Origin of the sequence: Shewanella sp. 10N.7, from assembly GCF_020806285.1 — a bacterium.
In the GTDB taxonomy this organism is placed as follows: Bacteria; Pseudomonadota; Gammaproteobacteria; order Enterobacterales; family Shewanellaceae; genus Shewanella; species Shewanella electrodiphila.
The window spans coordinates 61266-83499 of the sequence record NZ_JAJGZS010000006.1 but is presented as its reverse complement, the minus strand read 5'-3'; the positions used below and the strand labels follow the sequence as shown (position 1 = coordinate 83499).

Sequence of the window (22234 nt, the reverse complement as noted above, 5' to 3'; positions counted from 1 at the left end):
TATATGTAAAGCAGGTCTAATGGCCTATAAATAATAATTAAAGACACACCTCATGTTCGAACTGACCCTACAACTCGCCATCATATTATTTTTTGTTGCCATTCTTGCAGGTTTTATTGATGCCATAGCTGGTGGTGGAGGTCTTTTGACCATCCCAGCATTGATGTGGGCTGGATTGCCCCCGGCTGCAGCATTAGGAACCAATAAGCTTCAAGCTTGTGGTGGCAGCTTTTTTGCCAGTTTATATTTTATTCGCAAAGGGATGATTAATCTAAAACAGGCAAAGCTATCTATCATTTGCGCATTCGTTGGCGCTGCAGTGGGCACCATCATAGTACAAATGATTGATGTCAGTATTTTACAGCTGGTTTTGCCATTTCTGATATTAGCGATTGGTTGTTACTTTTTATTTTCAAAAAAGATATCTGAAGAAGATAAGCAACAAGTATTAACCCCTACCATGTTTGCTTTTACCGCAGCGCTTGGGGTAGGTTTTTATGATGGTTTCTTTGGTCCAGGTACAGGAAGCTTTTTTGCATTAGCGTTTGTATCACTAGCAGGATACGGGCTTGCTAAAGCAACGGCCCATGCAAAAATCCTGAATTTTGCCACTAACATATCGTCATTGATTTTCTTTCTGATTGGCGGGCAAGTCTTCATTGTTTTAGGTTTGATTATGCTGGTTGGCCAAGCCATTGGCGCAACGTTAGGTTCACGTTTAGTGATGTCAAAAGGTGTGAAGATTATTAAGCCTCTTGTTGTAACAATGTCGTTTTTAATGAGCTTTAAATTATTATGGGCCCAATACGGTTAACTAATACGGTTAACGATTACGGTAAATTAGTATGGTTGGCGTTGTCCAAATACATTAACTCAGCTCATTTGTGCTGAGGTTAACTACCACATTCAGTTTTATAGGTTGCTATGCGCATTATTCATACATCAGATTGGCATTTAGGGCAGAATTTTTACGGAAAAAGCCGTGCCAACGAACATCAATTATTCATGCAGTGGTTGTTTGAGCAGATCAAATTACATGATGTTGATGCGTTAATTGTTGCGGGTGATATTTTCGATACTGGAACGCCGCCAAGTTATGCTCGTAGCCTTTACAATCAATTTATTGTCGATATTCAACAGACAGGTTGTCAGCTCATCGTATTGGGCGGAAACCATGATTCTGTAGCCACCTTAGGTGAGTCCAAGCAATTGCTTGCATGTCTTAATGCCACTGTTATTCCAGGGGCACTCGACAATGTTGATGAGCATGTATTAGTGATAAAGGATAAACATCAACAACCTTGTGCCATTATCTGCGCATTGCCATATTTGCGCCCTAGGGATTTGGTGCTAAGCCAATCTGGTGAGTCTAGTACTGATAAACAACGCAAGCTGGGTAATGAAATCGCCTCTTTGTATGAACAATGTTTTGAGCGTGCACAACTGCTTAATCAGCAACAGGATAAGCCATTACCTATTATTGCTACAGGGCACTTAACCACGGTTGGAGCTAGCACCAGTGAATCAGTCAGGGATATTTACATCGGCAGTCTTGATGCATTTAATGCATCTCTGTTTCCCGCAGCGGACTACATTGCCTTAGGTCATATTCACAGGCCACAAAAAATCGCTAAGACTGAGCACATTCGTTATAGCGGTTCACCGATCCCATTAAGCTTTGATGAATTGACTGGGCAAAAAAGTGTCTTTCTGGTTGAATTTAAGCAAGATAAATTAGCTGAAGTAAACGCTATTGACGTGCCTCGATTTCAGGCTATGGCAAGCTTAAAAGGCAGTTTAGTTGATATTGAAGCAAGCTTGGCTGAATTTACAGTGAAATCGGCTGATACCGAGCCAGAAACGACTTGGCTTAGTATCGAAGTTGCACAGCAAGACTTTTTGAGTGATTTACAGAGTCGCATTGCTGATATCACAGAACCTTTAGCGGTTGAGGTGTTGCAACTTAAGCGTGCTCGCAGTCAACGTCAGCAACAAATAGCGCAGCTTGATAATGAAACTTTATCAGAGCTTTCTGTTAATGATGTGTTTGAGCGGCGTTTAGCCCAAGAGGATTTTTCAGAGCTCGCCCAGCAACAAAGGCTAGAAAGGATCAAACTGCAATTCAATCAAGTCGTTGAACAGGTTGTTGAGCAAGGTGCCCAAGTTGAAACAAGTACATCTGAGGAGGCTAAAGCATGAAAATCCTCAGCTTACGTTTTAAAAACATCAACTCATTAAAAAATGAATGGAAAATCGATTTCACCCAATCGCCGTTTAAAGAAAATGGTTTATTCGCGATTACTGGCCCGACAGGATCAGGTAAAACCACCATCTTAGATGCCATTTGTTTAGCCCTATATCATCGAACGCCGCGATTAAAGGTTATCTCGAAAACCACTAATGAGTTAATGACTCGTGGCACCAGTGATTGTTTGGCTGAAGTTGAGTTTGAAGTAAAAGGTAAAGGCTATCGCGCTTTTTGGAGCCAACGTCGCTCACGGGGTCAAATTGATGGCAATTTGCAAGATGCGCAAGTAGAGCTTGCCGAACTTGATTCAGGCAAAATACTCGCCAGCCAAGTGAAACAAAAAACCGAGTTAACCGAAGCCGTTACTGGCCTAGACTTTGCGCGTTTTACTAAATCAATGATGCTATCTCAAGGGCAATTCGCGGCTTTTTTAAATGCCGATGCCAATGATCGCGCTGAGTTACTCGAAGAACTAACAGGTACAGAAATTTATGGTTTGATCTCAGAGCAAGTCCATCTGAATTTTAGTGAAGCCAAGCAAGCATTAAAACTGTTAGAGGCCAAAACAGACAGTGTTGAGCTGCTAACGGACGAAGCGATAGTAGATAAGCGTGCTGAAGCATTACAATTAGAGCAGCAAGAGACGCAATTGCAAGCTAAAACGCAACAATTTCAGCAGAACTTAACTTGGGCGCAGCAATGCGTTAAAACCAGCCAGCAGCTTACTGATAGCCTGCAAACGTTATCGGCGGCTGAAGCTGATATTTCAGCACAAGCCCCAGCATTAGCAAAATTAAATGCCAGCGAGCCTGCGCAAATCATTGCACCTTTATTCACTTCGCTTAATAAGTTAACACAGCAGAAAAGCCAGCTTGATAAGCAACAAGAAGAGCTAAAACAAGCTGGGCAAGATGCGCAAGTGACATTTAATGATGCTGTAGCTGAGCATGAGAATAAACAACAAGAAAATTTACAACTTAAGCAAAGTCATCAACAGTTAATCGAGTTAGTCGAGCAGCAGGTTGAACCGTTAGATAAGCAAATTGAAAAGTTAAATTTTCAATTGTCCGAGCAGCAAAAATCCAAGCAGCAACAGCAAACGCAATTACAACAAATAGAGCGTGAGCAGCATCAACTCAATCAACAGTTAACTGAAAATAATCAAGCTAAGTTAACCAACCAGCAGTTAATTGAACGTTTCCCACAAGGCCAGTTGATCCAAAGTCATATTGCCGTGTGGAAACAACAAGCAAGCAACTATGCCAGGTTAAGCCAAAAAGATGCTGAGCTGGTCAATGCAATAGAAGCTCAATCGGTGCAAGGTATACAGCATACAGAGCAGCTTGAGCAGTACCAGAAAAACGTTGAATCGCAGCAAGTTGAAGTACAGCATAAATTAACTGCGCTAAATGCTAGCGAGCATCAACTTGCCCAATTACTTGCTGGCAACACAGAAGGGCAAATGCAGGCCCAGTATCAACAATTAATTGATCAGCAGGTTTCTCGCAGCCGATTACAGCAATTGCAACAACTGCATCTTGAAAGTCAGCAAGAACTGAATAATGAGCTAAAACAGGCGCAGCAATTGTCTGAGCAGCTAGGGCAAATTGACCAGCAGCTTCACCAAGTGCGCACGGAATGGCAATCAAAGAACCAACAGGTTAAAGATTTACAATCGTTACTTAAACAAGAACAGCAAATTGTAAACTTAACCGCTGAGCGGGCTAAATTGATCCAGGGTGAGCCTTGTGCTTTATGCGGCGCTAAAGAGCACCCTTTAGTTGACCATTATCAAGCCATTGATGTGAGTGACACTGAAGTGCGTTTTCAAAGCGAGTCTGACGCATTGCAGCTGATTAAAACTCAAGGTGAGCAGTTAAGCCTTGAAAAGAAACAGCGCCAGCATCAACTCGAATTATTAACTGCGCAGCAAGAAAAAAACCAACATCAAATTACTCAATATTTATCTGAGTATCATGAGATTACTGAGCAATTGTTGATTGGGCATTTAGCACCAAACGAGGGCGAGATTGATGCGCTATCGCTAGCTGAATTTATTCAACATGCAACGCAGCAGCAACAGCAATTACACCAGCAACTTGCAATTATTAGGCAGCACTCTACTTCGCACCAGCAATGTATTGAGCAATACCAGCAAGCACAGGCTCATGCTGAGCAGCTGCAAAGTCAACTGATGTTAACGAAGCAGCAATCGCAAACTCAGATGCAAAAATTACAAGAGCTTAAGCAACATCAGACTGAAACTCAGCAGCAGATTTCTGACTTATTGGGTGATAGCCAAACCAGTGTCTCTCAAGCAGGCTTAACCATGCCTGAAATGAGCCTATTTGAGTCGTGGTTGGTTGAATTAGACATTCAAATTACCCAATGGCAAAAAGCGTTTGAGCAGCAAGGGGTATTAGAGCAAGAGCATCAGTTATGCTCACAAAAGATAGCAGCGTTAATGACCCAGCATCAAGACATGACTGCTAAAAATAGTGTCCTTGACTCTCAGCTGGAACAATTGACAGCTGAGCAGAACAACACCAGCAAGCAGCGTTTTGCGCTATTTGCCGACAAGCAATGTCCTCAAGAGAAACAAGCCAGTCACCAGTCATTGCAGCAAGCTGAACTTAGGTTAAGCCAAGCAAATGATATTCGAGTCAATATGCAGCAGCAACTGGACAAGTTAGTTGCGCAGCGTCAAGCCAATGAACAACAAGTTCAGCGTTTAACCATTGAGTTAAACGAGGCTGGTAGCGCATTTGAACAGGCGTTATTAACCAGTCCATTTGCCAGCCAAGCTGAGTTTGAACAAGCTGTGATGCCAAGCGAGCAACGAGAAGCACTGAAGCAACTCAAGCAGCAATTAGATCAAAGCATGGTTAAAGCCAGCACCTTAGTTGAACAAGCGAAAACACAATTGGCGCAATTGATTATCCAAGCTAAGGAACTCGGCTTTAGCCAAAACGACTCGGAGAAGTTAACTGAGCAAACAATTGCAAGTCATAGTGAGCAGGTGATTACAGAAGTCAGTGAATTGAGCAAACAAGCTGAAACGGCATTGGCGGAAGTGAAACAACAGCTTTGGCAAATCGCACATTTGCTCAAAGAAGATGAAAGTAAACGTCAAGGTCAGCAACAGCTGGTTGAGCAGCTCAACCAAGCAAAACAAAATTATGATGACATCGCTTATTTGCATTCACTGATAGGCTCGCAAAAAGGCGATAAATTCCGAAAATTCGCTCAAGGACTGACATTAGATCATTTAGTGATCCTTGCGAATCGTCAGTTAGATAGGCTTCAAGGTCGTTATTTGCTGGAAAGAAAACAATCAGAGGCGCTTGAGTTACAAGTTTTAGATACCTGGCAAGGCGATGCTGTGCGCGACACGCGGACTTTATCAGGCGGTGAAAGCTTTTTGGTGAGTTTGGCTTTAGCACTGGCACTATCGGATTTAGTCAGTCATAAAACCAGTATTGATTCATTATTCTTAGATGAAGGATTTGGCACCTTAGATAGCCAAACATTAGACACTGCGTTAGATGCGCTAGATAACTTAAATGCATCAGGTAAAATGATTGGCGTCATTAGTCATATTGAAGCGATGAAAGAGCGGATAAGCGTGCAAATCAAAGTGAATAAAATGAACGGGCTTGGGGTGAGCCGTTTACAGGCTGAATACAAAGTTGAGACTGCTGCTGAGTAAACGCAAATTTGCAGCTTAGAAGGGCGGTTCAGTGTGGAACTTCCCGCCCTTGTATGTCGAGAGTACTTTTTGTTTAACTGGGGGTTACTGCATTGAAAGCTGCTAATTCGATAATCACCCCAATACCTTTAAAAAAGACTGTTAATGTTTAATTTGTTTTAGAGTTTAGAGTTTAGAGTTTAGAGTTTAGAGTTTAGAGTTTAAATTTTAGGGGGCAGAGCATTGGACGGTTTCGCTCTTTTAAAACCAAAATAAACAGGACTTAATAGCAAAGCAATTGCAGGTGAATATATATTTTACTCGCTCTTAGCCATTTGAAAATTCAATATATAATAGGCCGTTAAATCTTGATAACAGAGTTAACTCAAGCTGATTACGTTCAGTTATCGAGTGCTGCTAGAGTGACCAATCGGTTTATACTTAGTTCAAATTTATGCAGTTCAAATGAGAGATTATATTTTTTTTAGGCTATTTATTTGGTATAACGGGTCGCTACTATATCTTCTAGTGCTTAAGTACGCATTCTTTAGGTCATCTTATTGTTGACTCGACTTAGCTAAAAGGTATTACTTTTTTACGTATTTATGGCGGTACCCAGATTGCTTTCAGTTAAAAGGGGTCAGTTACAAGCGCGCTTGAATAAAGTGCCTAACTTACCTGTATTACATCGAAAATTATTACTTGCCAGCGTATTTGTTGTTGCTGCGGCTTTGCTATGGCCAACGCCGCAAGAGTTTTCATCGCAGCGCATCCCAGTGGCATTGGACATTGAGTCCTTTTTACCCAATGGGACGAGTGCTTCAACATTTGAAATTGTAGAACCTATAAAACCTAACTTTGAACGTGTGATTCAAAATGGCGATACCTTAGGTCATTTATTCGAGTTAGCGGGTATTGGCCAGCAAACCATGTATAAAGTGCTTGAAGCCGATTTGAACGTGCTTGCATTAGATACATTGTCTTTGGGTAATAGAATTCAGTTCTTCCAGGACGAACAACAAAATCTCACTAAACTTGAATTGTACTTTAACCCCGCTTATCAGGTCATTTTTACTCGCTTTGATGATGGTAGTTATGGCGTTGAAGAAATTAATATCGAAGGCATTTGGCAAAATCGTATTATTAGCGGTGAGATTAATGGTTCATTCTATTTATCTGCGCAACGAGCTGGTCTTAGTGCGGCAAATATTCAAACCATTGAAACGCTACTTTCGAGCAAATTAGATTTTTCTCGCGATTTACGTGCCGGTGACACCTTTAACGTATTGATGAATGATCAATATATTGAAGGTGAGTCAACTGGGATCTCGCAACTACAAGCCGTTAGGATTAATTCCCGTAGAAATAACGTCAATGCATTTCAAAATGTTGATGGCAATTATTATGATGATCGTGGCCAAGGCTTAGCCAGTGCATTCCAACGTATTCCGTTAGAACGTCAGTTCCGCTTATCGTCGCATTTTAACCCTCATCGTAATCACCCTGTAACAGGTCGAGTATCGCCCCATAACGGCACTGACTTTGCGACACCAATTGGTACTCGTGTTGTGGCACCTGGTGATGGTGTAGTGTCGATGATCACTAATCATCGCTTTGCAGGGAAATATATTGTTATTGAACACGATAACAATATCAGAACCCGTTATTTGCATTTATCAAAGTTTTTAGTGCGAAAAGGTCAGCGTGTTAAACGTGGACAAGTGATTGGCTTAACCGGTAACACAGGGCGAGTTACAGGCCCTCATTTACACTATGAATTTCATGTAAACGGCCGCCCAGCGAACCCAATGAAAGTCAGTATTGTTGAAGCTTCGGTATTACCTAAAAAGCAAATGGCTCAATTTAAACAACTGGTTAACAGTAAACAAATGATGATGGATTTAGGTTAAGCTGTCATGATATTGAACAAGGCCACGTTGTTAAAACGTGGCTTTTTTGTTTATACGAGTTTTTTATTCACGCCATTGTGTTTCGAACTTATCGGATTTACCGATATTACAAATATCGCAAAGGATTTGAAGGTTGTTAATGTCTAAAGCGAGTGCTGGGTATTTTGAGCGTGGTTTAATATGATCAACATGCATGATGACATTATGTAATGGACTACGCCCACAACATGCACACTTGTTTCCATACTTTTCAAATGCTTCAGCCTTTAAATTGCTCCATTCTTTACTAGAGTAGAAGGAAGCAGCTTTTGGCTCTTCAAATGGGATCAGTTCCCAGTCATTGTATTCAGTAGGAGGAATGTCTGGCCCCATTAATCCTACAGAGTAACCTTTATCTAGATTATCTTTTAGCCAATTGCGAATAGACTTTAAAGCGGCTTTTTCTGATTTATAATGTTTGGTTCTACGCCCTTCGCCTCTATAGGTTGCTACGTACATGATAAGGCTCCAATACTTTATGATTCATTCAGACTAATACGGCGACTTACCCAATTCAATACATGTGAGCAATAAGCGTAAATCGAGTTCGAGCTGATGATAATCAGCGGTCATATATTTGCACAGTTGATAAAAAGCTTTGTTATGGTCTTTTTCTTTAAGGTGAGCCAGTTCATGCACAACAACCATTCTTAATAATGGTTCGGGTACATGGCGCAGTCTAGAAGATATTCTAATCTCGTTTTTGGCTTTGACCTTATTACCTTGAACGCGATTAGCATAGGTGTGAAGTCCCAAAGCTTGATGACTTAAACTGATTTTTTCATCAAAAATGACTTTCGATATAGGGTCAGACTGCTTTAAAAATTGCTGTTTAAACTCCATAGCATAGTCATATAAGGCTTTATCGGTACGTATGTCATGGATAGTTGGATATCGACTTAGTAGCAGGTTTTCGAGGGTGTCATTTTCAATATGACGTTTAACTTGTTCAATGGTGCTGGCTGAATAACCATTAAGGTATTTTAACTGGGCTTGCTGTTTTTGCTTTGCTTGCACATCTTTACTGGTTACAAGGCCTGCTAAGGTATCTTTTGCGGCTGCAACTTTAGCCGAGCTGGTTTTTACAGCCATTTTAGGCGGCGCTTTACGAGCGGGTTTGTCTGCTAGATTTTTGGGTGCTTTTTTTGAGCTCATAGCTTGTTAGTTTGCCCAATGGAATATGGTTAATTAGCGGATAAAACTAAGCCTACCAATTCATCTTAATGTTTTCATCAAATTGATGATTAAGGAAATCGATAGGCTTATTGTTTACGTAAGCTTAAGTCGGTATTTGACTTAAACTTTACCGTACATACGACGGTTTTGCTGTGCGTATGCAGCATCAAATGCAGCCATTTGCACGCGCTTAAGACCAAGAGTTTCTAAATCCGCTTGAGGCGGGTTACGTTTTAACTCTTCTTTAATAATAACAGGGCTAATAATGCTCACTGGTAAATCAGTGATTTGAATCGCTGATTCTAATTTAAAGCTGGTAGCAGAACCTGCAAATTTACCTTTTTGTTCACGTTCAATGATGACGATTTCGTCAACTTTGTAGTCTTCCATTAACTTGTGGAAAGCAAAGTGAAACTCACGAATAGATTCTGTTTCAGCAGATTTAGAAATGCTGAAAGAGATTTGACGACATTCAGGTACATTGAATGTTTCAACTTCGTAAGTTAATAAGCTAATGATGGCTTCGCCACCTTTTAATTCCACGCCACAAATTTTCATGTTTCACCTTACTTTTGAACTAGTTTGTTTTGCCTAACAGAGCATATGCTTCATTAGGCTTAAATGGGTTTAATCTTCGCCAAGCTCTTGTTCATCATCTTGAACAATTGAGTTATCGTTTTCTAAAATTTTGGCTGGCTTTGCCTTACGTCGCATTGGCGCGTCACCAATATCAACACCTGTAATAAAACGCTTATCGCGTTTGGGTGCTGTTTTAGGTTTATTCGCTGTGCTGCGCTTTTTGTTCGATGCTTTAACATCGGCAGTTTTCGCATTGTTACTGCCAGCTTTTGGCTTGTCTTTTAAGCCTTTGAATTTGCCTTGTAGACCTTCAATGGTCGAGAAGTCAAAATTCTTACGTAAGAATACTTGGATCTTTTTAAAGCTTTCCCAGTCTTTAGGGCCAACTAATGAGATCGCATCACCTTTAGCGCCAGCTCGGCCAGTTCGGCCAATACGGTGAACATACTCTTCGGCAAATTTTGGCATGTCAAAGTTAATCACTAATGACACGTTTAATAAATCTAACCCGCGCGATGCAACGTCAGTGGTCACCAAAATCTTTTGTTGGCCACGGCTGAATTTATCCATAATCTGATTACGGGCAGATTGATTTAAGTCACCACTTAATGCCGCCGTTTCTAAACCTTCTTCTGCAAGCAGTTTAGCTAATCTATCGGTATCAGAACGGGTCGCAGTGAAAATTATCACCTGCTTGTGTTGTTCAGTTTTCAACACATGTTGTAGTAGCGCTTGTTTATGATCTAAGTGATCAACCAAGAACACGCGCTGGTTAATGTCTTTATGTTCGTTATGTGATGCACCAATAGCAACATGACTTGGTGTTTTCAGTAAGGTTGCCGCGATATCATTGATATGATCGTGATCAAGCGTTGCTGAAAACATCAGTGTTTGTCTGCGTTTGTGATCGGCAGCTTCATTGATGGCTTTTAATTGCGGCGCAAAACCTAAATCAAGCATGCGATCGGCTTCATCAAGAATTAGCAATTCTAGTCCATTAAGGTACAGGTGACGTTGTGCTAGATGATCTGCAATACGACCAGGCGTTGCCACAATAAAATGTGGGTCACGAGATAATGACTTTGCTTGATCGTTAAAGTTTTCGCCGCCTAAAATGCTTACCGCTTTATATTGGGTGTTGGCGACTAATAAACGCAGTTGACCATAAACTTGTTGGGCAAGTTCTCGAGTCGGCAGTAAAATGAGCACACGCGGATCTTTTTTAGATAAGGCCTTTGTTGATATTACGCGCTGCAAAGCAGGTAATAAAAATGCCAGGGTTTTACCTGAACCGGTTTTTGAAGATGCCATTAAATCTTTACCCGCTAGGGCAATCGGCAGGGCTTGCTGCTGAATTTCAGTTGGCTCAGAAATGCCCATATGCTTTAGACTTTCAAGTAAGCGTTTGTCTAAAGAAAAATCGGTAAATAACAAAGGTAAATCCCCTAAAAAATGATAGCCAGATATTATAACGTGTAAGCCTGAGATAGCCAACAGCTTAAGCCTCAGTTATGCTGAGTATTAGCATTTTAATTTCAATGTATTTTTAAGGATGTAAACAAACATGTCAGATGTACCCAAGGATCCGCCTAACACTAAACAATTACGAATTGGTGTAGCGTTAGGTAGTGGTGCGGCTAAAGGTTGGGCCCACATTGGGGTATTAAAAGAACTTGCTGAAATGGGTGTGCATCCAGATAAAGTGGCCGGTTGTTCAGTAGGGGCATTGGTCGGTGCTGCGTACGCCAATGATCATCTCGATGAGTTAGAAGGTTGGGTTCGAGGTTTTTCAAGCTGGGATGTACTTGGTCTAATGGATTTAAGCTGGCGTAAAGGCGGTTTAATTAGTGGTGAGAAGGTGTTTGATGTTTTGGCTGGTCGTATTGGTGAGCTAAGTATTGAGCAACTGAAAAAACCTTTTTCGGCGGTAGCGACTGATTTATATTCAGGTCAAGAAATTTGGTTTAAAGAAGGTGATTTACGCCATGCTGTCAGAGCTTCTTGCTCAATGCCAGGATTTTTACCGCCAGTGCAATTACAAGATCGCTGGTTAGTTGATGGTGCTGTGGTGAATCCTGTTCCTGTATCAATGTGCCGTGCAATGGATGTTGATGTGGTGATTGCCGTTGATTTAAATGGTCACCGCCGTAATAGCATGCACATGTTGCCACAGCAGATGAAAAGCCGAGCTCCGACTGCACTAGAAAAGCAGCAGCAAGAAGGCGCTGAACAAGAGTCCGCTTTTATGGATATTTTAGGTAAGGGTAAAGAGTACATCGCAGGTTTGTCTGAAAAGTTTTCTATGTCGACTAAATCACATCCTGGGATGATTGCTGTGATGTCTCAGTCAATGGACATTTTAGAACAACGCCATAAACGCGCACGGTTAATGGGGGATCCCCCCGATGTGTGTTTAGTGCCACAGTTAGCAGATATCGGTACGATGGAGTTTCACCGTGCAGCTGAAGCGATAGAAGCTGGCAGACAATCTGTTCGTCAAACTGCGCATTTAATCAACTCTGCATTAGGCCGATAACGGTTTTCAATTCTATGGTCAAGCTTTGTCTGTCTAAACAGTGCAGAGCTTGGCAGTAATATTTTTCATTTCTCACCTCGTAAGTAAATATGATCTAGATCATAGATTTCTAGTCTCCATTATTGCTTAATACACCATATCTAGTGTTTATTGGTTTTTTGTTGTGGATATATAGTGTTTATATCCTGTGCATAAATGGAGTGAAAGTAATGCCTGTAGTAATTAAAAGGGACGGTTGTCGGACTTTATTTGATGAGTCTAGAATTAAGGATGCCATTGTTGCTGCGATGGAAACTGCTACAGGTAGTGCTGATAGTGATTACGCTGAAACTGTTGCTTGTGTGATTAGAGATCAAGTCTCAGACAAGCAAGAAGTTGACATTCACCACCTACAAGGTCTGGTAGAAAACTTATTAATGGAAGGGCCTCACAAAGAAGTGGCTCGTCATTATATTGAGTATCGCCATGATCGCGATATTTGTCGTGAAGCAAAAAGTAAACTTAACTGCGAAATTCGTGGTTTAGTTGAACAAAGCGACAGCTCTATTCTAAATGAAAATGCCAATAAAGACGCGAAAGTGATTCCAACACAACGTGACTTATTAGCCGGTATTGTGGCTAAGCATTATGCTAAATCGCACCTATTACCAAAAGATATTGTGGCTGCTCATGAATCAGGCCAACTGCATTACCATGATTTAGATTACGCACCTTTTTTCCCAATGTTTAACTGCATGCTGATTGATTTAGCGGGCATGATGACCCATGGCTTTAAAATGGGTAATGCTGAGATTGATACACCAAAATCAATTTCAACAGCGACCGCTGTGACAGCGCAAATTATTGCTCAAGTGGCTAGCCACATCTATGGCGGCACCACGATTAACCGAATTGACGAAGTGTTAGCTGAGTTTGTGCAAAAAAGTTACCAAAAGCAATTAGTGATTGGTAAAGAGTGGGGCGTAAGCGATGTTGAAGCTTTTGCCATGGCGCAAACTGAAAAAGAATGTCATGACGCATTCCAGTCTTTAGAGTATGAAGTGAACACATTGCATACTGCAAATGGTCAAACGCCATTCGTAACTTTTGGGTTTGGTTTAGGCACAAGCTGGGAATCACGTTTAATTCAAAAGTCGATTCTTACTGTGCGTATGGCAGGTTTAGGTAAAAACCGTAAAACTGCTGTATTCCCTAAGCTTGTGTTCGCTATTCGTGATGGTGTTAACCACAAAGCGACTGATAGTAATTACGATGTGAAAAAACTGGCCTTAGAATGCGCAACAATGCGCATGTATCCAGACATTCTTAACTACGAACAAGTTGAGCGTGTTACGGGTTCATTCAAAACTCCTATGGGTTGTCGTTCTTTCTTAGGCACTTACGAAGAAAATGGCGAGCTTATCCATGAAGGCCGTAACAACTTAGGCGTGGTTAGTCTTAACCTACCAAGAATTGCCATAGAAGCTAAAGGCGATGAAAAAGCATTCTTCGCCTTACTTGATGAAAGAATGATATTGGCTCGTAAAGCATTAGATACCCGCATTGCTCGTCTTGTCGGCGTTAAAGCACGTGTTGCGCCAATTCTTTATATGGAAGGTGCTTGTGGTGTTCGCTTAAAAGCGGATGATGATATTTCTGAAATTTTCAAAAATGGCCGTGCGTCTATTTCATTAGGCTACATCGGTCTTCATGAAACGATTAATGCATTATATGGCACAGAAGAGCATGTATTCGACAGTGAGCTTTTACGCACTAAAGCTGTTGAAATTATCAATGTGATGAAGCGTGCTACAGAATCATGGAAAGCTGAAACAGGTTATGGCTTTAGCTTATACAGTACACCAAGTGAGAACTTGTGTAGCCGTTTCTGTCAGTTAGATGCAAAACAGTTTGGTGTGGTTGAAGGTGTGACTGATAAAGGTTATTACACCAATAGCTTCCACTTAGATGTTGAAAAGAAAGTTAACCCATACGATAAAATTGATTTTGAATTACCGTACCCAGAAATCACTAACGGTGGCTTTATTTGTTACGGTGAGTTCCCTAACATGCAACACAACATTGAAGCATTAGAGAACGTTTGGGATTACAGCTATAGCCGTGTGCCATATTACGGCACTAACACACCGATTGATGAGTGTTATGACTGTGGTTTTGTAGGCGAGTTTAACTGTACTAGTAAAGGGTTTGTGTGTCCTAAATGTGGCAACCATGAACCAAGCCGTGTATCTGTAACACGTCGTGTATGTGGTTATTTAGGTAGTCCAGATGCAAGACCGTTTAACTATGGTAAGCAAGAAGAAGTGAAGCGCCGCGTTAAGCATATCTAGTCGCGTCATTGAGTTAACATAGAATCAAATAAGGCGCTGATTAGCGCCTTATTTATTTGAAAGGTAAGTGTTATGAATTTTCATCAGTATTATCCAGTCGATGTGATAAACGGTCCCGGAACGCGCTGCACTTTGTTTGTATCGGGTTGCGAACATCAATGTCGCGGTTGTTATAACCAATCGACTTGGGATCCGCGTTCAGGTCATGAAGTGGATAAGCCAATGGAAGATCAAATCATTGCTGATTTAAATGACACTAGAATCAAACGTCGTGGCTTATCTTTATCAGGCGGCGACCCATTATTCCCTGCAAACTTAACCGCTATCTTGTCTTTGGTTAAACGAGTTAAAGCTGAATGCCCTGATAAAGATATTTGGCTATGGAGCGGCTACAAGTTGGATGAGATGTCACTGAAACAGCAACAAGTGTTGTCGTATGTGGACGTATTAGTGGATGGCAAGTTCGAACAAGACTTGTCGGATCCAAGCCTTAAATGGCGGGGTAGTTCAAATCAAGTTATTCATGACATGAGTTCGCTTATTGCTGTTGGTTAACTTTTGGTATTGGCTTGTTAATTGTCATGAGCGAGCTTTTAAAACTCATTTTAAATGCTCTTATTTAACAACTTCAATAACTGCGACACGAACAATCAGAGTTGTTCTCGCCAATAATTACGTTGTTGTTTTAGCCTCGCTTCAACTTGAATGTTATAAAAACAGTATAGTAATCAAAGTTCAATTTGTAGCCATCAGACAATGAAACTCCCATAGCAGTGATGAAATGATAAATTTATGCGCTGTAACAAGTTTTCAAGTTAGCTAATTTAACCCCTTTAGGTATATAATTTGCGTTCGAAAAAGTGTTGTTCGATATCAAAACAACTCATTGCTATCGATAACATGAAAGAATTTAAGGTAAAGAAATGAATTTAAAAGAAGAACTGCAAGCATTAAATGATAAAGCAGAGAAGTTTCGTCGTAAGCTTGCTGCCGCAGAAGCACGTGAAGACAAAGTCATTATCATGCAGTTTAAGAAAGAAATTGCCACAGTCACTAAACGTATTGCGAGCTTGAAATATCAGCAATCACGTCAATTGAATAAGCAAGGCCAAGAAGTTAAAGGCTTAAAATTCAACCGTGCACTGACTAAAGCTGAACAAGCTGATATGGGCAAGCTTAAAAAATCAGTAAAAGGACTTGTAGTTGTTCACCCAATGACTGCTATGGGCCGTGAAATGAATATCACAGTTGTCACAGGATTTGCTCCAGCAAAATTCTAGTCCAGTATTCGAAATAGTCATGACATAAAAGTCAGTTCAAGGATGAAAAGTCTCAAGGATTGAGCGTTGTCTTAAAGGTTTATCCATGTCGATTAAATATATCGCCACTTCTAAGTTACCTACGCCTTGGGGCGTATTTGCTATGCATGGTTTTGAAGATACAGAAACTGGCAAAGAGCATGTGGCGTTAACTTATGGTGAGCTTAATGCCACCGAGCCTATGTTAGGCCGAATTCATTCAGAATGTCTAACAGGTGATGCTTTATTTAGTTTACGTTGCGATTGTGGTTTCCAACTGCAAACAGCAATGCAAAATATCGCTGAAAATGGTCAAGGGTTTATTCTTTACCTACGTCAAGAAGGACGTGGTATTGGGTTACTTAACAAAATCCGTGCTTATGAGTTACAAGACCAAGGTGCTAACACGGTTGAAGCGAATGAGCGTTTAGGCTTTGAAGCAGACATGCGTAAGTACGATATGGTCGAGCCGATGTTAGCGCAAATCAGCGTAAGCAAGGTTAAGCTCATGACGAATAATCCACGTAAAGTCAAAGCGATGCAATCGATGGGCATTGAAGTTGCTGAAAGAGTGCCTTTGCAAGTGGGTAAAAACCGTTACAATGAAGATTATTTAAAAACTAAATCAACCCAGTTAGGTCATATGATGACAGAACATCATTTTATCGAAGAAGATAAATAACGGTTGATGCTTTAGCCTAGGCCTCTTTCGTCGCTTATTAGAGACATGATAAGAGTTGCTTAAAACATATGGGTTATCAACATTGAAAGCGTGTCGCTTTATTCATCCTAAAAGCGTTGCAACTATTCTTGCAGCGCTTTTTGTTAGTTTTTTTACCCCGTCTCAAAGCTATGCTGGTGAGTCGAAAAATCCCGATCTCTCTCATTATGCTTTTGCAAATTACATTGGCAGCGGTATATATCGCACCTCTGGGCAGAATGCTGCTGTGGTTAATATTCCCTTTGCTTTTGATATTGAAGAGTCAGACGATCATATTCTCACCTTAAGATTACCCATTTCATTAGGTTTCTTTGATTACTCGTTTAGTGACTTACCAGAAGGTGATATCCCAGATAATGTTGGCACTATGACCATCACACCTGGAATTGAATACAAATGGCTTTATGATGAACAACTGACTTTTGAAAGCTATTTAGATTTAGGCTACGGTCACAATTTTTCTAATAGTAGTAACGTGGGAATTGTCTCTACGGGTATCTCTGCGTTATACGAGTTAGCGCAACCTAAATATACACCCATTTGGGTTAATCGAGTTTACTACGCAGGTTATAAAAGCAGTATAAATGACAGCTCAGAAAGCTATTCAGTACTGCAATCTGGCATTGATTTCGGTGTTGGACAGCAGTGGGATTGGGGCGACTATACTATTGAACCCAGATTGTTTGTGGCTGGGCGTTGGTACTTTAACAAGCTTAAATTTATTACACCGTTAGAAGATGATATCCATACTTCGAGTACTTATGAAGTGGGTGCAACCTTAGCTTTATCCAAGCCATTAGGTTGGGGCTGGTTCAGTACCTATAGATTTGGGGTGAGTTATCAAACTGATGGTGAACTGCAAGTGTGGCGTTTGATATTTGAATTTCCAATGTAATTAACCCTGATGGTTATAACATTGATGGTTATAGCATTGATGGATATAGCATTGATTATCGAGTATGCATTGCTAAGATGTTGAATCAAATTTTATCAATAAAAAAGGCATGAATCTTCATGCCTGTTTTGTTTAGCTTTAATTTTAAAGCTTACTTTCCCCAAATACTCGCGTTGACGCCTTCAGTGCTTTTATTACTATGACCTGACTTTGCGTTGCTCGTTGAAGGTTCTTGCTCTTTTTCAACATAAGGCTTTGGTGCAGGCAAGGGAAGTTTATTCATTTTAAGCCACAAGTATTCGACCTTGTCTCTCGCCCACTCGGTTTTACGTAAAAACTTTAAGCTCGACTTAACGCTAGGGTTATCGTTAAAACAGCGAATATTAATACGGCTACCTAACTCTTCCCAGCCATACTTATCGACGAGATCATTAACGATAGTTTCTAGTTTAATGCCGTGAAGTGGGTTGTTTACTTGTGTCATTACTCAGACTTAATTAACTAATTTGAGCGTATTATAACATCAGCAGGAAGAAATGCTTTAGCACTTGCTAGAGATTGAAAACATTAGCTGTTTAAAAATGAAGTAAACAAACAGAGGATAGAACAAAAAGGCCGATAACAGTGTTATCGGCCTTAGGTAATAAATAAACTAATGATTATTCATTATCAGGTTAAATGTCACACACGGTTATGATTCAGTTGACCCTTTAACTGATAAGCTCAGGTCTTCATCATCTTCAACGTGTCTTCCTTTGGTTTTAGTGATAATTAACGCAGCAATCACTATCGTAGAAACCACACCTGCAATCGTTGATACTGTCATGTTCAAACCTGCACCTAAAGTAGGTGAACTCAGTAAGAAGCTGATAACCACACAAGTCATAAACATCGCTGGGACAGTACAAATCCAATGTAGTTTATTGTGGCGTAGCAAATATGCAGAAGCAGTCCAAAGCATTAATACAGCCGTTGTTTGGTTGGCTACGCCGAAATAGCGCCAGATAATACCGAAATCAACTTGAGTCAATATTGCGCCAATAGCGAATAATGGAATCGCTAATAGTAAGCGTTTAGATATTTGAGTTTGCGGCATCTTGAAAAACTCTGACAAGATTAAACGTGCAGAACGAAATGCTGTGTCACCAGATGTAATCGGTAAAACAATCACACCTAAGATAGCTAAGAAACCACCTACAGCACCTAATAAACCGTTTGAAGCAGCATAAACCACATTAGCTGGGTTGCCGTCCATACCTGCGTTAAGGCCTTCGATGCCACCAAAGAATGATAATGCGATAGCACACCAAATTAGGGCGATAACACCTTCACCAATCATAGCGCCAAAAAATACAAAGCGACCATTTGACTCATTTTCAACACAACGTGCCATAAGTGGTGATTGTGTTGCATGGAAACCCGATACCGCACCACATGCAATGGTAATAAATAAGGCAGGCCATAATGGCATGTCATTTGGATTCAAGTTAGTTAAGAAGTCCTTAGCTTCAAAGTCAGGCAATAAAGTGTGCTCACTTGATACAATAATCGCTAAGGTTAAGCCAACTGACATGAACATCAGTAGCGCGCCAAAAAATGGGTATAGGCGGCCGATGATTTTATCAACAGGAACCAATGTTGCGATAAGATAGTAGCTGAAGATGATGCCAACAAAAATTGCCATGTCGTAGCCAGTTAGCTTACTTAATAAGCCTGCTGGGGCTGAAATGAATACCACACCAACTAACAGTAATAAGACTATGGCAAACACATTCATAAAGTGTTTAGCAGGTTTACCTAAGTATTTGCCGGCAAGGTTAGGCACTGATTGGCCGTTATTTCTTACTGATAACATGCCAGAAAAATAATCGTGGACGGCACCTGCAAAAATACACCCAAATACAATCCATAGCATGGCAGCAGGACCATAAAGGGCACCTAAAATTGGACCGAAGATAGGGCCGACACCAGCAATATTCAATAGCTGGATTAAGTACACCTTACCTTTAGACATTGGAACGTAATCCACGCCGTCAGTTTTAGTGAATGCTGGGGTTTGTCTTTGGGCATTAATCCCAAATACCTTTTCAACAAACGCACCGTAAATAAAGTAGCCACCAATTAGCAAGCCTACACAAAGTAAAAACCAAGTCATTTTAAACATCTCCCATTTTCAATGGTGCGACTTTATCGCGCTGAAGACATTAAAAAAGCCTAAACTGACTGATAGGTCGATTTAGGAGGGTAAGCGGTAATATCTGGGATTAAGCGGCGCTAGCTCAACATTTAATATTCACACAGATTTACCTTTAAGAGGATTAATTACTCAATGTTGTAGGTGTCGCGAGCGTTGGGAGACGGCTATTGAAAGCCTAAGACTTGTTTTAATGGCTTAAGATAGCGACGAGAAACGGGTACTTTTTTACCACTATGGGTGGTCACTTCAGCGCCTGTGTCGAGCAATTCAATTTCTGAAATCGCACGAGGAGCAATTAGATATTGCTTATGACAGCGCACGAGAGGGGTTTTTTCTTCTAAAACTTTTAGCGTGAGCTGGGTATGGCAGTAGCTGTTAGTCGCATTAACATGTATTCCGCCTACATCACTAAAAATGTATTCAACATCTTCTGTCGCCACCACTTTTAATTTATTGCCACAATAACAAGGTAAATGCTCAATTTGCTCTGGAGCAATAGTTTCAATTGCTTGTGGAGCTAAATCGTTTCTGACTTTATCAATTGTTCTTTTGAATCGATTTTCTTCGATTGGCTTAAGTAAGTAATCAAAGGCATTATTATCAAAGGCCTTGACTGCATACTCATCAAACGCTGTGACAAACACCACTCTTGGCATATGTTCAGGGTTTAGCATACTGATAAGCTCAAGACCGGTAATTCTCGGCATTTGAATATCGAGAAATATTACTTGTGGCTGATGTTTATTAATGGCGTGGAGTCCGTCAATGGCATTACTGCATTCTTCTATAATGATGAAGTCAGTTTCAGTTGCTAGCAGGTCAGCTAATTGCTGCCGAGCAAAGGGTTCATCGTCAATGATTAAACAGCTAATCATGGTTTATCTCCAGAGTAAGGGAGGTGAATCGAAACACTGGTAACTTTATCCTGCTTACAATCCACTTTAACGCCATATTGTTCGCCAAATTGGTTTTGAATACGCTTATGCACTATGTTCATTCCTAAACCTTCCGAGCGTTCAGGCGGGTTATATAATCCGGCATTGTCGGTGACTTTCAATACTAACTCATCGTCAGTGACGTATGCTGTGACAGAAATAATACCTTGCTCAATTAAATGTGAGGTGCCGTGCTTAACTGCGTTTTCAATGATGGGTTGTAACGTAAATGCAGGCAGACGGTAGTGATGTAAGCTAGCTGGTATATCGATATCTAATTGTAACTTATCGATAAACCTTGCTCGTTCAATCGCTAAATAAGCGTCAATATGTTCAAGTTCATCACTAAGGCTCACAAGGCCTGTGGTGCGCTTTAAATTGATGCGTAAAAATTGTGACAGTTGCTGAAGTAGCTGCTTTGCCATTTGTGGATCGCGTTTGATAATAGCGCTAATGGTATTGAGCGCATTAAATAAAAAGTGTGGATTAACCTGTGCTTGCAATAATTTAAGCTCTGATTGAGTGAGCAAGTTTTGCTGTTGCTCATATCGTCCAAATAATATTTGGTTTGAAAGTAACTTAGCTATTCCTTCACCTAAAGTGCGGTTGATATTCAAAAATAGTTTGTTCTTCGGCTCATATAATTTAATCGTACCGATAACTTCATTATCGCTGCGGAGCGGTATCACTAAACTAGAACCTAAGCGGCAGTTCTTATGGTCTATGGAGCAGCAATAACTGCTTTCCACGCCATCAGCAAACATAACTTTATTTTGAGCAATGGCATCTAAGGTAATTTGCGACGAAATAGGTGTATTTGGAATATGATGATCATCACCTATGCCAATAAAAGCTAATAACTTTTCTCTGTCAGTAATTGCCACAGCGCCCACCTGGGTTTCTTCGATAATAATTTGCGCTACTTTGCTGGTGGATTGTTGATTGAACCCTTTGGAAAGTAGCCCGACACTGCGTTCTGCAATTTTGAGGGCTTTAGTCGAGAAGGCGGAAGAAAGTTTATCGAACATGGTTTTTTGATCCAGAATCATGCTCATAAACAATGCAGCGCCAATGGCGTTGACCAATAGCATCGGCATAGCGATTTCTGAGACTAATTCAAAGGAATGATCAAATGGTTTTGCTACTAGCAAGATGATGCTCATCTGCATTAACTCGGCGCAAAACGTCACTAAAAATACCAGTAGAGGATTAAAAATCAGTTCTAGATTACCGCTGCGTTTGAGGTAATAACTGACCATGCCAGCCGATAGGCCCTCTAGGGTGGTTGAAATGGCGCAAGCTAATTCAGTAAACCCACCTAAACTGTAGCGGTGTAACCCTCCCGTTAATCCGATAAAGAATCCTGTTACTGGCCCACCTAACAATCCGCCAAGTACAGCTCCCATTGCTCGGGTATTAGCAATGGCGCCTGTGGTTTGTTCACCAAAGTAGGTCGCCATAATACAAAAACCTGAAAAAACCACATAAATGAAAACCTTATGAGGCAAGCGAGTTGATGTTTCGGCAAACATTTTGAATAAGGGCGTTTTGCTGAACAGATAAACGATGACGAGGTAAAGGCACATCTGTTGGGTTAAGAGGAGGATTAGTGCCATAGAGGTTAACCTATTGGATAAAGAGCTGTTATCTCAGCGAAGGGTAATTTAGTGCACGGTTAAATG

The 22234-nt window shown here is 40.7% G+C and carries 18 protein-coding genes; 10 read left to right on the top strand and 8 right to left on the bottom strand.

From position 1 onward, the window contains the following. Positions 1-52 precede the first annotated feature (52 nt). From LMH66_RS05530 to LMH66_RS05515, 4 genes are all read left to right on the top strand, one after another. Positions 53-814, top strand: coding sequence for a TSUP family transporter (locus tag LMH66_RS05530; RefSeq protein WP_102526338.1), 762 nt, complete (start codon positions 53-55; stop codon positions 812-814). 110 nt (positions 815-924) lie between these two features. Continuing rightward, on the top strand, positions 925-2199 hold the full coding sequence (sbcD, locus tag LMH66_RS05525; protein ID WP_229368849.1) for an exonuclease subunit SbcD: 1275 nt from the start codon (positions 925-927) through the stop codon (positions 2197-2199). Further along, positions 2196-5957 (top strand): AAA family ATPase, encoded by a 3762-nt coding sequence (locus tag LMH66_RS05520; protein WP_229368848.1) that lies wholly within the window; start codon positions 2196-2198, stop codon positions 5955-5957. The genes sbcD and LMH66_RS05520 overlap by 4 nt, the downstream gene beginning before the upstream one ends. Positions 5958-6541: 584 nt before the next feature. Then, positions 6542-7846, top strand: a complete 1305-nt coding sequence (locus LMH66_RS05515; protein ID WP_420709403.1) for a peptidoglycan DD-metalloendopeptidase family protein — start codon at positions 6542-6544, stop codon at positions 7844-7846. Positions 7847-7909: 63 nt separating this feature from the next. On the opposite strand, the gene LMH66_RS05510 is transcribed toward LMH66_RS05515, so the two are convergent. From LMH66_RS05510 to LMH66_RS05495, 4 genes are all read right to left on the bottom strand, one after another. Continuing rightward, entirely contained in the window at positions 7910-8344 is a 435-nt protein-coding gene (locus tag LMH66_RS05510; RefSeq protein WP_102526342.1) for an HNH endonuclease, read from the bottom strand. A gap of 33 nt (positions 8345-8377) precedes the next feature. Then, complete coding sequence (locus LMH66_RS05505) at positions 8378-8977, bottom strand: M48 family metallopeptidase (protein ID WP_229368908.1); 600 nt, start codon at positions 8975-8977, stop codon at positions 8378-8380. A 204-nt stretch (positions 8978-9181) separates the two neighbouring features. Further along, positions 9182-9619 carry a DUF3010 family protein gene (locus tag LMH66_RS05500; protein WP_229368847.1) on the bottom strand — a complete coding sequence of 146 codons (438 nt, stop codon included), beginning with the start codon at positions 9617-9619 and terminating at the stop codon, positions 9182-9184. 69 nt (positions 9620-9688) lie between these two features. Further along, the gene (locus tag LMH66_RS05495) at positions 9689-11074 is read right to left on the bottom strand and encodes a DEAD/DEAH box helicase (protein ID WP_229368846.1); all 1386 of its coding nucleotides are present in this window, start codon (positions 11072-11074) and stop codon (positions 9689-9691) included. 130 nt (positions 11075-11204) lie between these two features. Between LMH66_RS05495 and rssA the strand changes: the two genes are divergently transcribed. The 6 genes from rssA to LMH66_RS05465 all read left to right on the top strand — a co-directional run bounded on the left by rssA (position 11205) and on the right by LMH66_RS05465 (position 17420). After that, complete coding sequence (rssA, locus tag LMH66_RS05490) at positions 11205-12176, top strand: patatin-like phospholipase RssA (RefSeq protein ID WP_229368845.1); 972 nt, start codon at positions 11205-11207, stop codon at positions 12174-12176. A 209-nt stretch (positions 12177-12385) separates the two neighbouring features. After that, complete coding sequence (gene nrdD, locus LMH66_RS05485) at positions 12386-14506, top strand: anaerobic ribonucleoside-triphosphate reductase (protein ID WP_102526346.1); 2121 nt, start codon at positions 12386-12388, stop codon at positions 14504-14506. A 72-nt stretch (positions 14507-14578) separates the two neighbouring features. Continuing rightward, a complete protein-coding gene (nrdG, locus tag LMH66_RS05480) occupies positions 14579-15061 on the top strand; it encodes an anaerobic ribonucleoside-triphosphate reductase-activating protein (RefSeq protein ID WP_229368844.1) in 483 nt (160 codons plus the stop codon). A gap of 368 nt (positions 15062-15429) precedes the next feature. Next, positions 15430-15786, top strand: a complete 357-nt coding sequence (locus LMH66_RS05475; RefSeq protein WP_229368843.1) for a YibL family ribosome-associated protein — start codon at positions 15430-15432, stop codon at positions 15784-15786. An 85-nt stretch (positions 15787-15871) separates the two neighbouring features. Next, a complete protein-coding gene (gene ribA, locus LMH66_RS05470; protein ID WP_102526349.1) occupies positions 15872-16486 on the top strand; it encodes a GTP cyclohydrolase II in 615 nt (204 codons plus the stop codon). Positions 16487-16568: 82 nt separating this feature from the next. Continuing rightward, a complete protein-coding gene (locus LMH66_RS05465; RefSeq protein WP_229368842.1) occupies positions 16569-17420 on the top strand; it encodes a hypothetical protein in 852 nt (283 codons plus the stop codon). Positions 17421-17571: 151 nt separating this feature from the next. On the opposite strand, the gene LMH66_RS05460 is transcribed toward LMH66_RS05465, so the two are convergent. The 4 genes from LMH66_RS05460 to LMH66_RS05445 all read right to left on the bottom strand — a co-directional run bounded on the left by LMH66_RS05460 (position 17572) and on the right by LMH66_RS05445 (position 22168). Next, positions 17572-17904: a VF530 family DNA-binding protein gene (locus tag LMH66_RS05460; RefSeq protein ID WP_229368841.1), complete on the bottom strand. Its 333-nt coding sequence runs from the start codon at positions 17902-17904 to the stop codon at positions 17572-17574. Between the two features lie 207 nt (positions 17905-18111). After that, entirely contained in the window at positions 18112-19575 is a 1464-nt protein-coding gene (locus tag LMH66_RS05455) for a carbon starvation protein A (RefSeq protein WP_229368840.1), read from the bottom strand. A 206-nt stretch (positions 19576-19781) separates the two neighbouring features. After that, entirely contained in the window at positions 19782-20492 is a 711-nt protein-coding gene (btsR, locus tag LMH66_RS05450; protein WP_229368839.1) for a two-component system response regulator BtsR, read from the bottom strand. Then, the gene (locus LMH66_RS05445) at positions 20489-22168 is read right to left on the bottom strand and encodes a sensor histidine kinase (protein ID WP_229368838.1); all 1680 of its coding nucleotides are present in this window, start codon (positions 22166-22168) and stop codon (positions 20489-20491) included. Before LMH66_RS05445 ends, btsR begins: the two co-directional genes overlap by 4 nt. Between the last annotated feature and the right edge of the window lie 66 nt (positions 22169-22234).

Bases quoted from the DNA above. Each gene is read 5' to 3' on its own strand.
- LMH66_RS05505 (WP_229368908.1), bottom strand. From the start codon at position 8,977: ATGGCTGTAAAAACCAGCTCGGCTAAAGTTGCAGCCGCAAAAGATACC.
- sbcD (WP_229368849.1), top strand. From the start codon at position 925: ATGCGCATTATTCATACATCAGATTGGCATTTAGGGCAGAATTTTTAC.
- nrdG (WP_229368844.1), top strand. From the start codon at position 14,579: ATGAATTTTCATCAGTATTATCCAGTCGATGTGATAAACGGTCCCGGA.
- LMH66_RS05530 (WP_102526338.1), top strand. From the start codon at position 53: ATGTTCGAACTGACCCTACAACTCGCCATCATATTATTTTTTGTTGCC.
- LMH66_RS05460 (WP_229368841.1), bottom strand. From the start codon at position 17,904: ATGACACAAGTAAACAACCCACTTCACGGCATTAAACTAGAAACTATC.
- LMH66_RS05445 (WP_229368838.1), bottom strand. From the start codon at position 22,168: ATGGCACTAATCCTCCTCTTAACCCAACAGATGTGCCTTTACCTCGTC.
- rssA (WP_229368845.1), top strand. From the start codon at position 11,205: ATGTCAGATGTACCCAAGGATCCGCCTAACACTAAACAATTACGAATT.
- LMH66_RS05510 (WP_102526342.1), bottom strand. From the start codon at position 8,344: ATGTACGTAGCAACCTATAGAGGCGAAGGGCGTAGAACCAAACATTAT.
- LMH66_RS05500 (WP_229368847.1), bottom strand. From the start codon at position 9,619: ATGAAAATTTGTGGCGTGGAATTAAAAGGTGGCGAAGCCATCATTAGC.
- ribA (WP_102526349.1), top strand. From the start codon at position 15,872: ATGTCGATTAAATATATCGCCACTTCTAAGTTACCTACGCCTTGGGGC.
- LMH66_RS05520 (WP_229368848.1), top strand. From the start codon at position 2,196: ATGAAAATCCTCAGCTTACGTTTTAAAAACATCAACTCATTAAAAAAT.
- LMH66_RS05475 (WP_229368843.1), top strand. From the start codon at position 15,430: ATGAATTTAAAAGAAGAACTGCAAGCATTAAATGATAAAGCAGAGAAG.
- LMH66_RS05455 (WP_229368840.1), bottom strand. From the start codon at position 19,575: ATGACTTGGTTTTTACTTTGTGTAGGCTTGCTAATTGGTGGCTACTTT.
- btsR (WP_229368839.1), bottom strand. From the start codon at position 20,492: ATGATTAGCTGTTTAATCATTGACGATGAACCCTTTGCTCGGCAGCAA.
- LMH66_RS05515 (WP_420709403.1), top strand. From the start codon at position 6,542: ATGGCGGTACCCAGATTGCTTTCAGTTAAAAGGGGTCAGTTACAAGCG.
- nrdD (WP_102526346.1), top strand. From the start codon at position 12,386: ATGCCTGTAGTAATTAAAAGGGACGGTTGTCGGACTTTATTTGATGAG.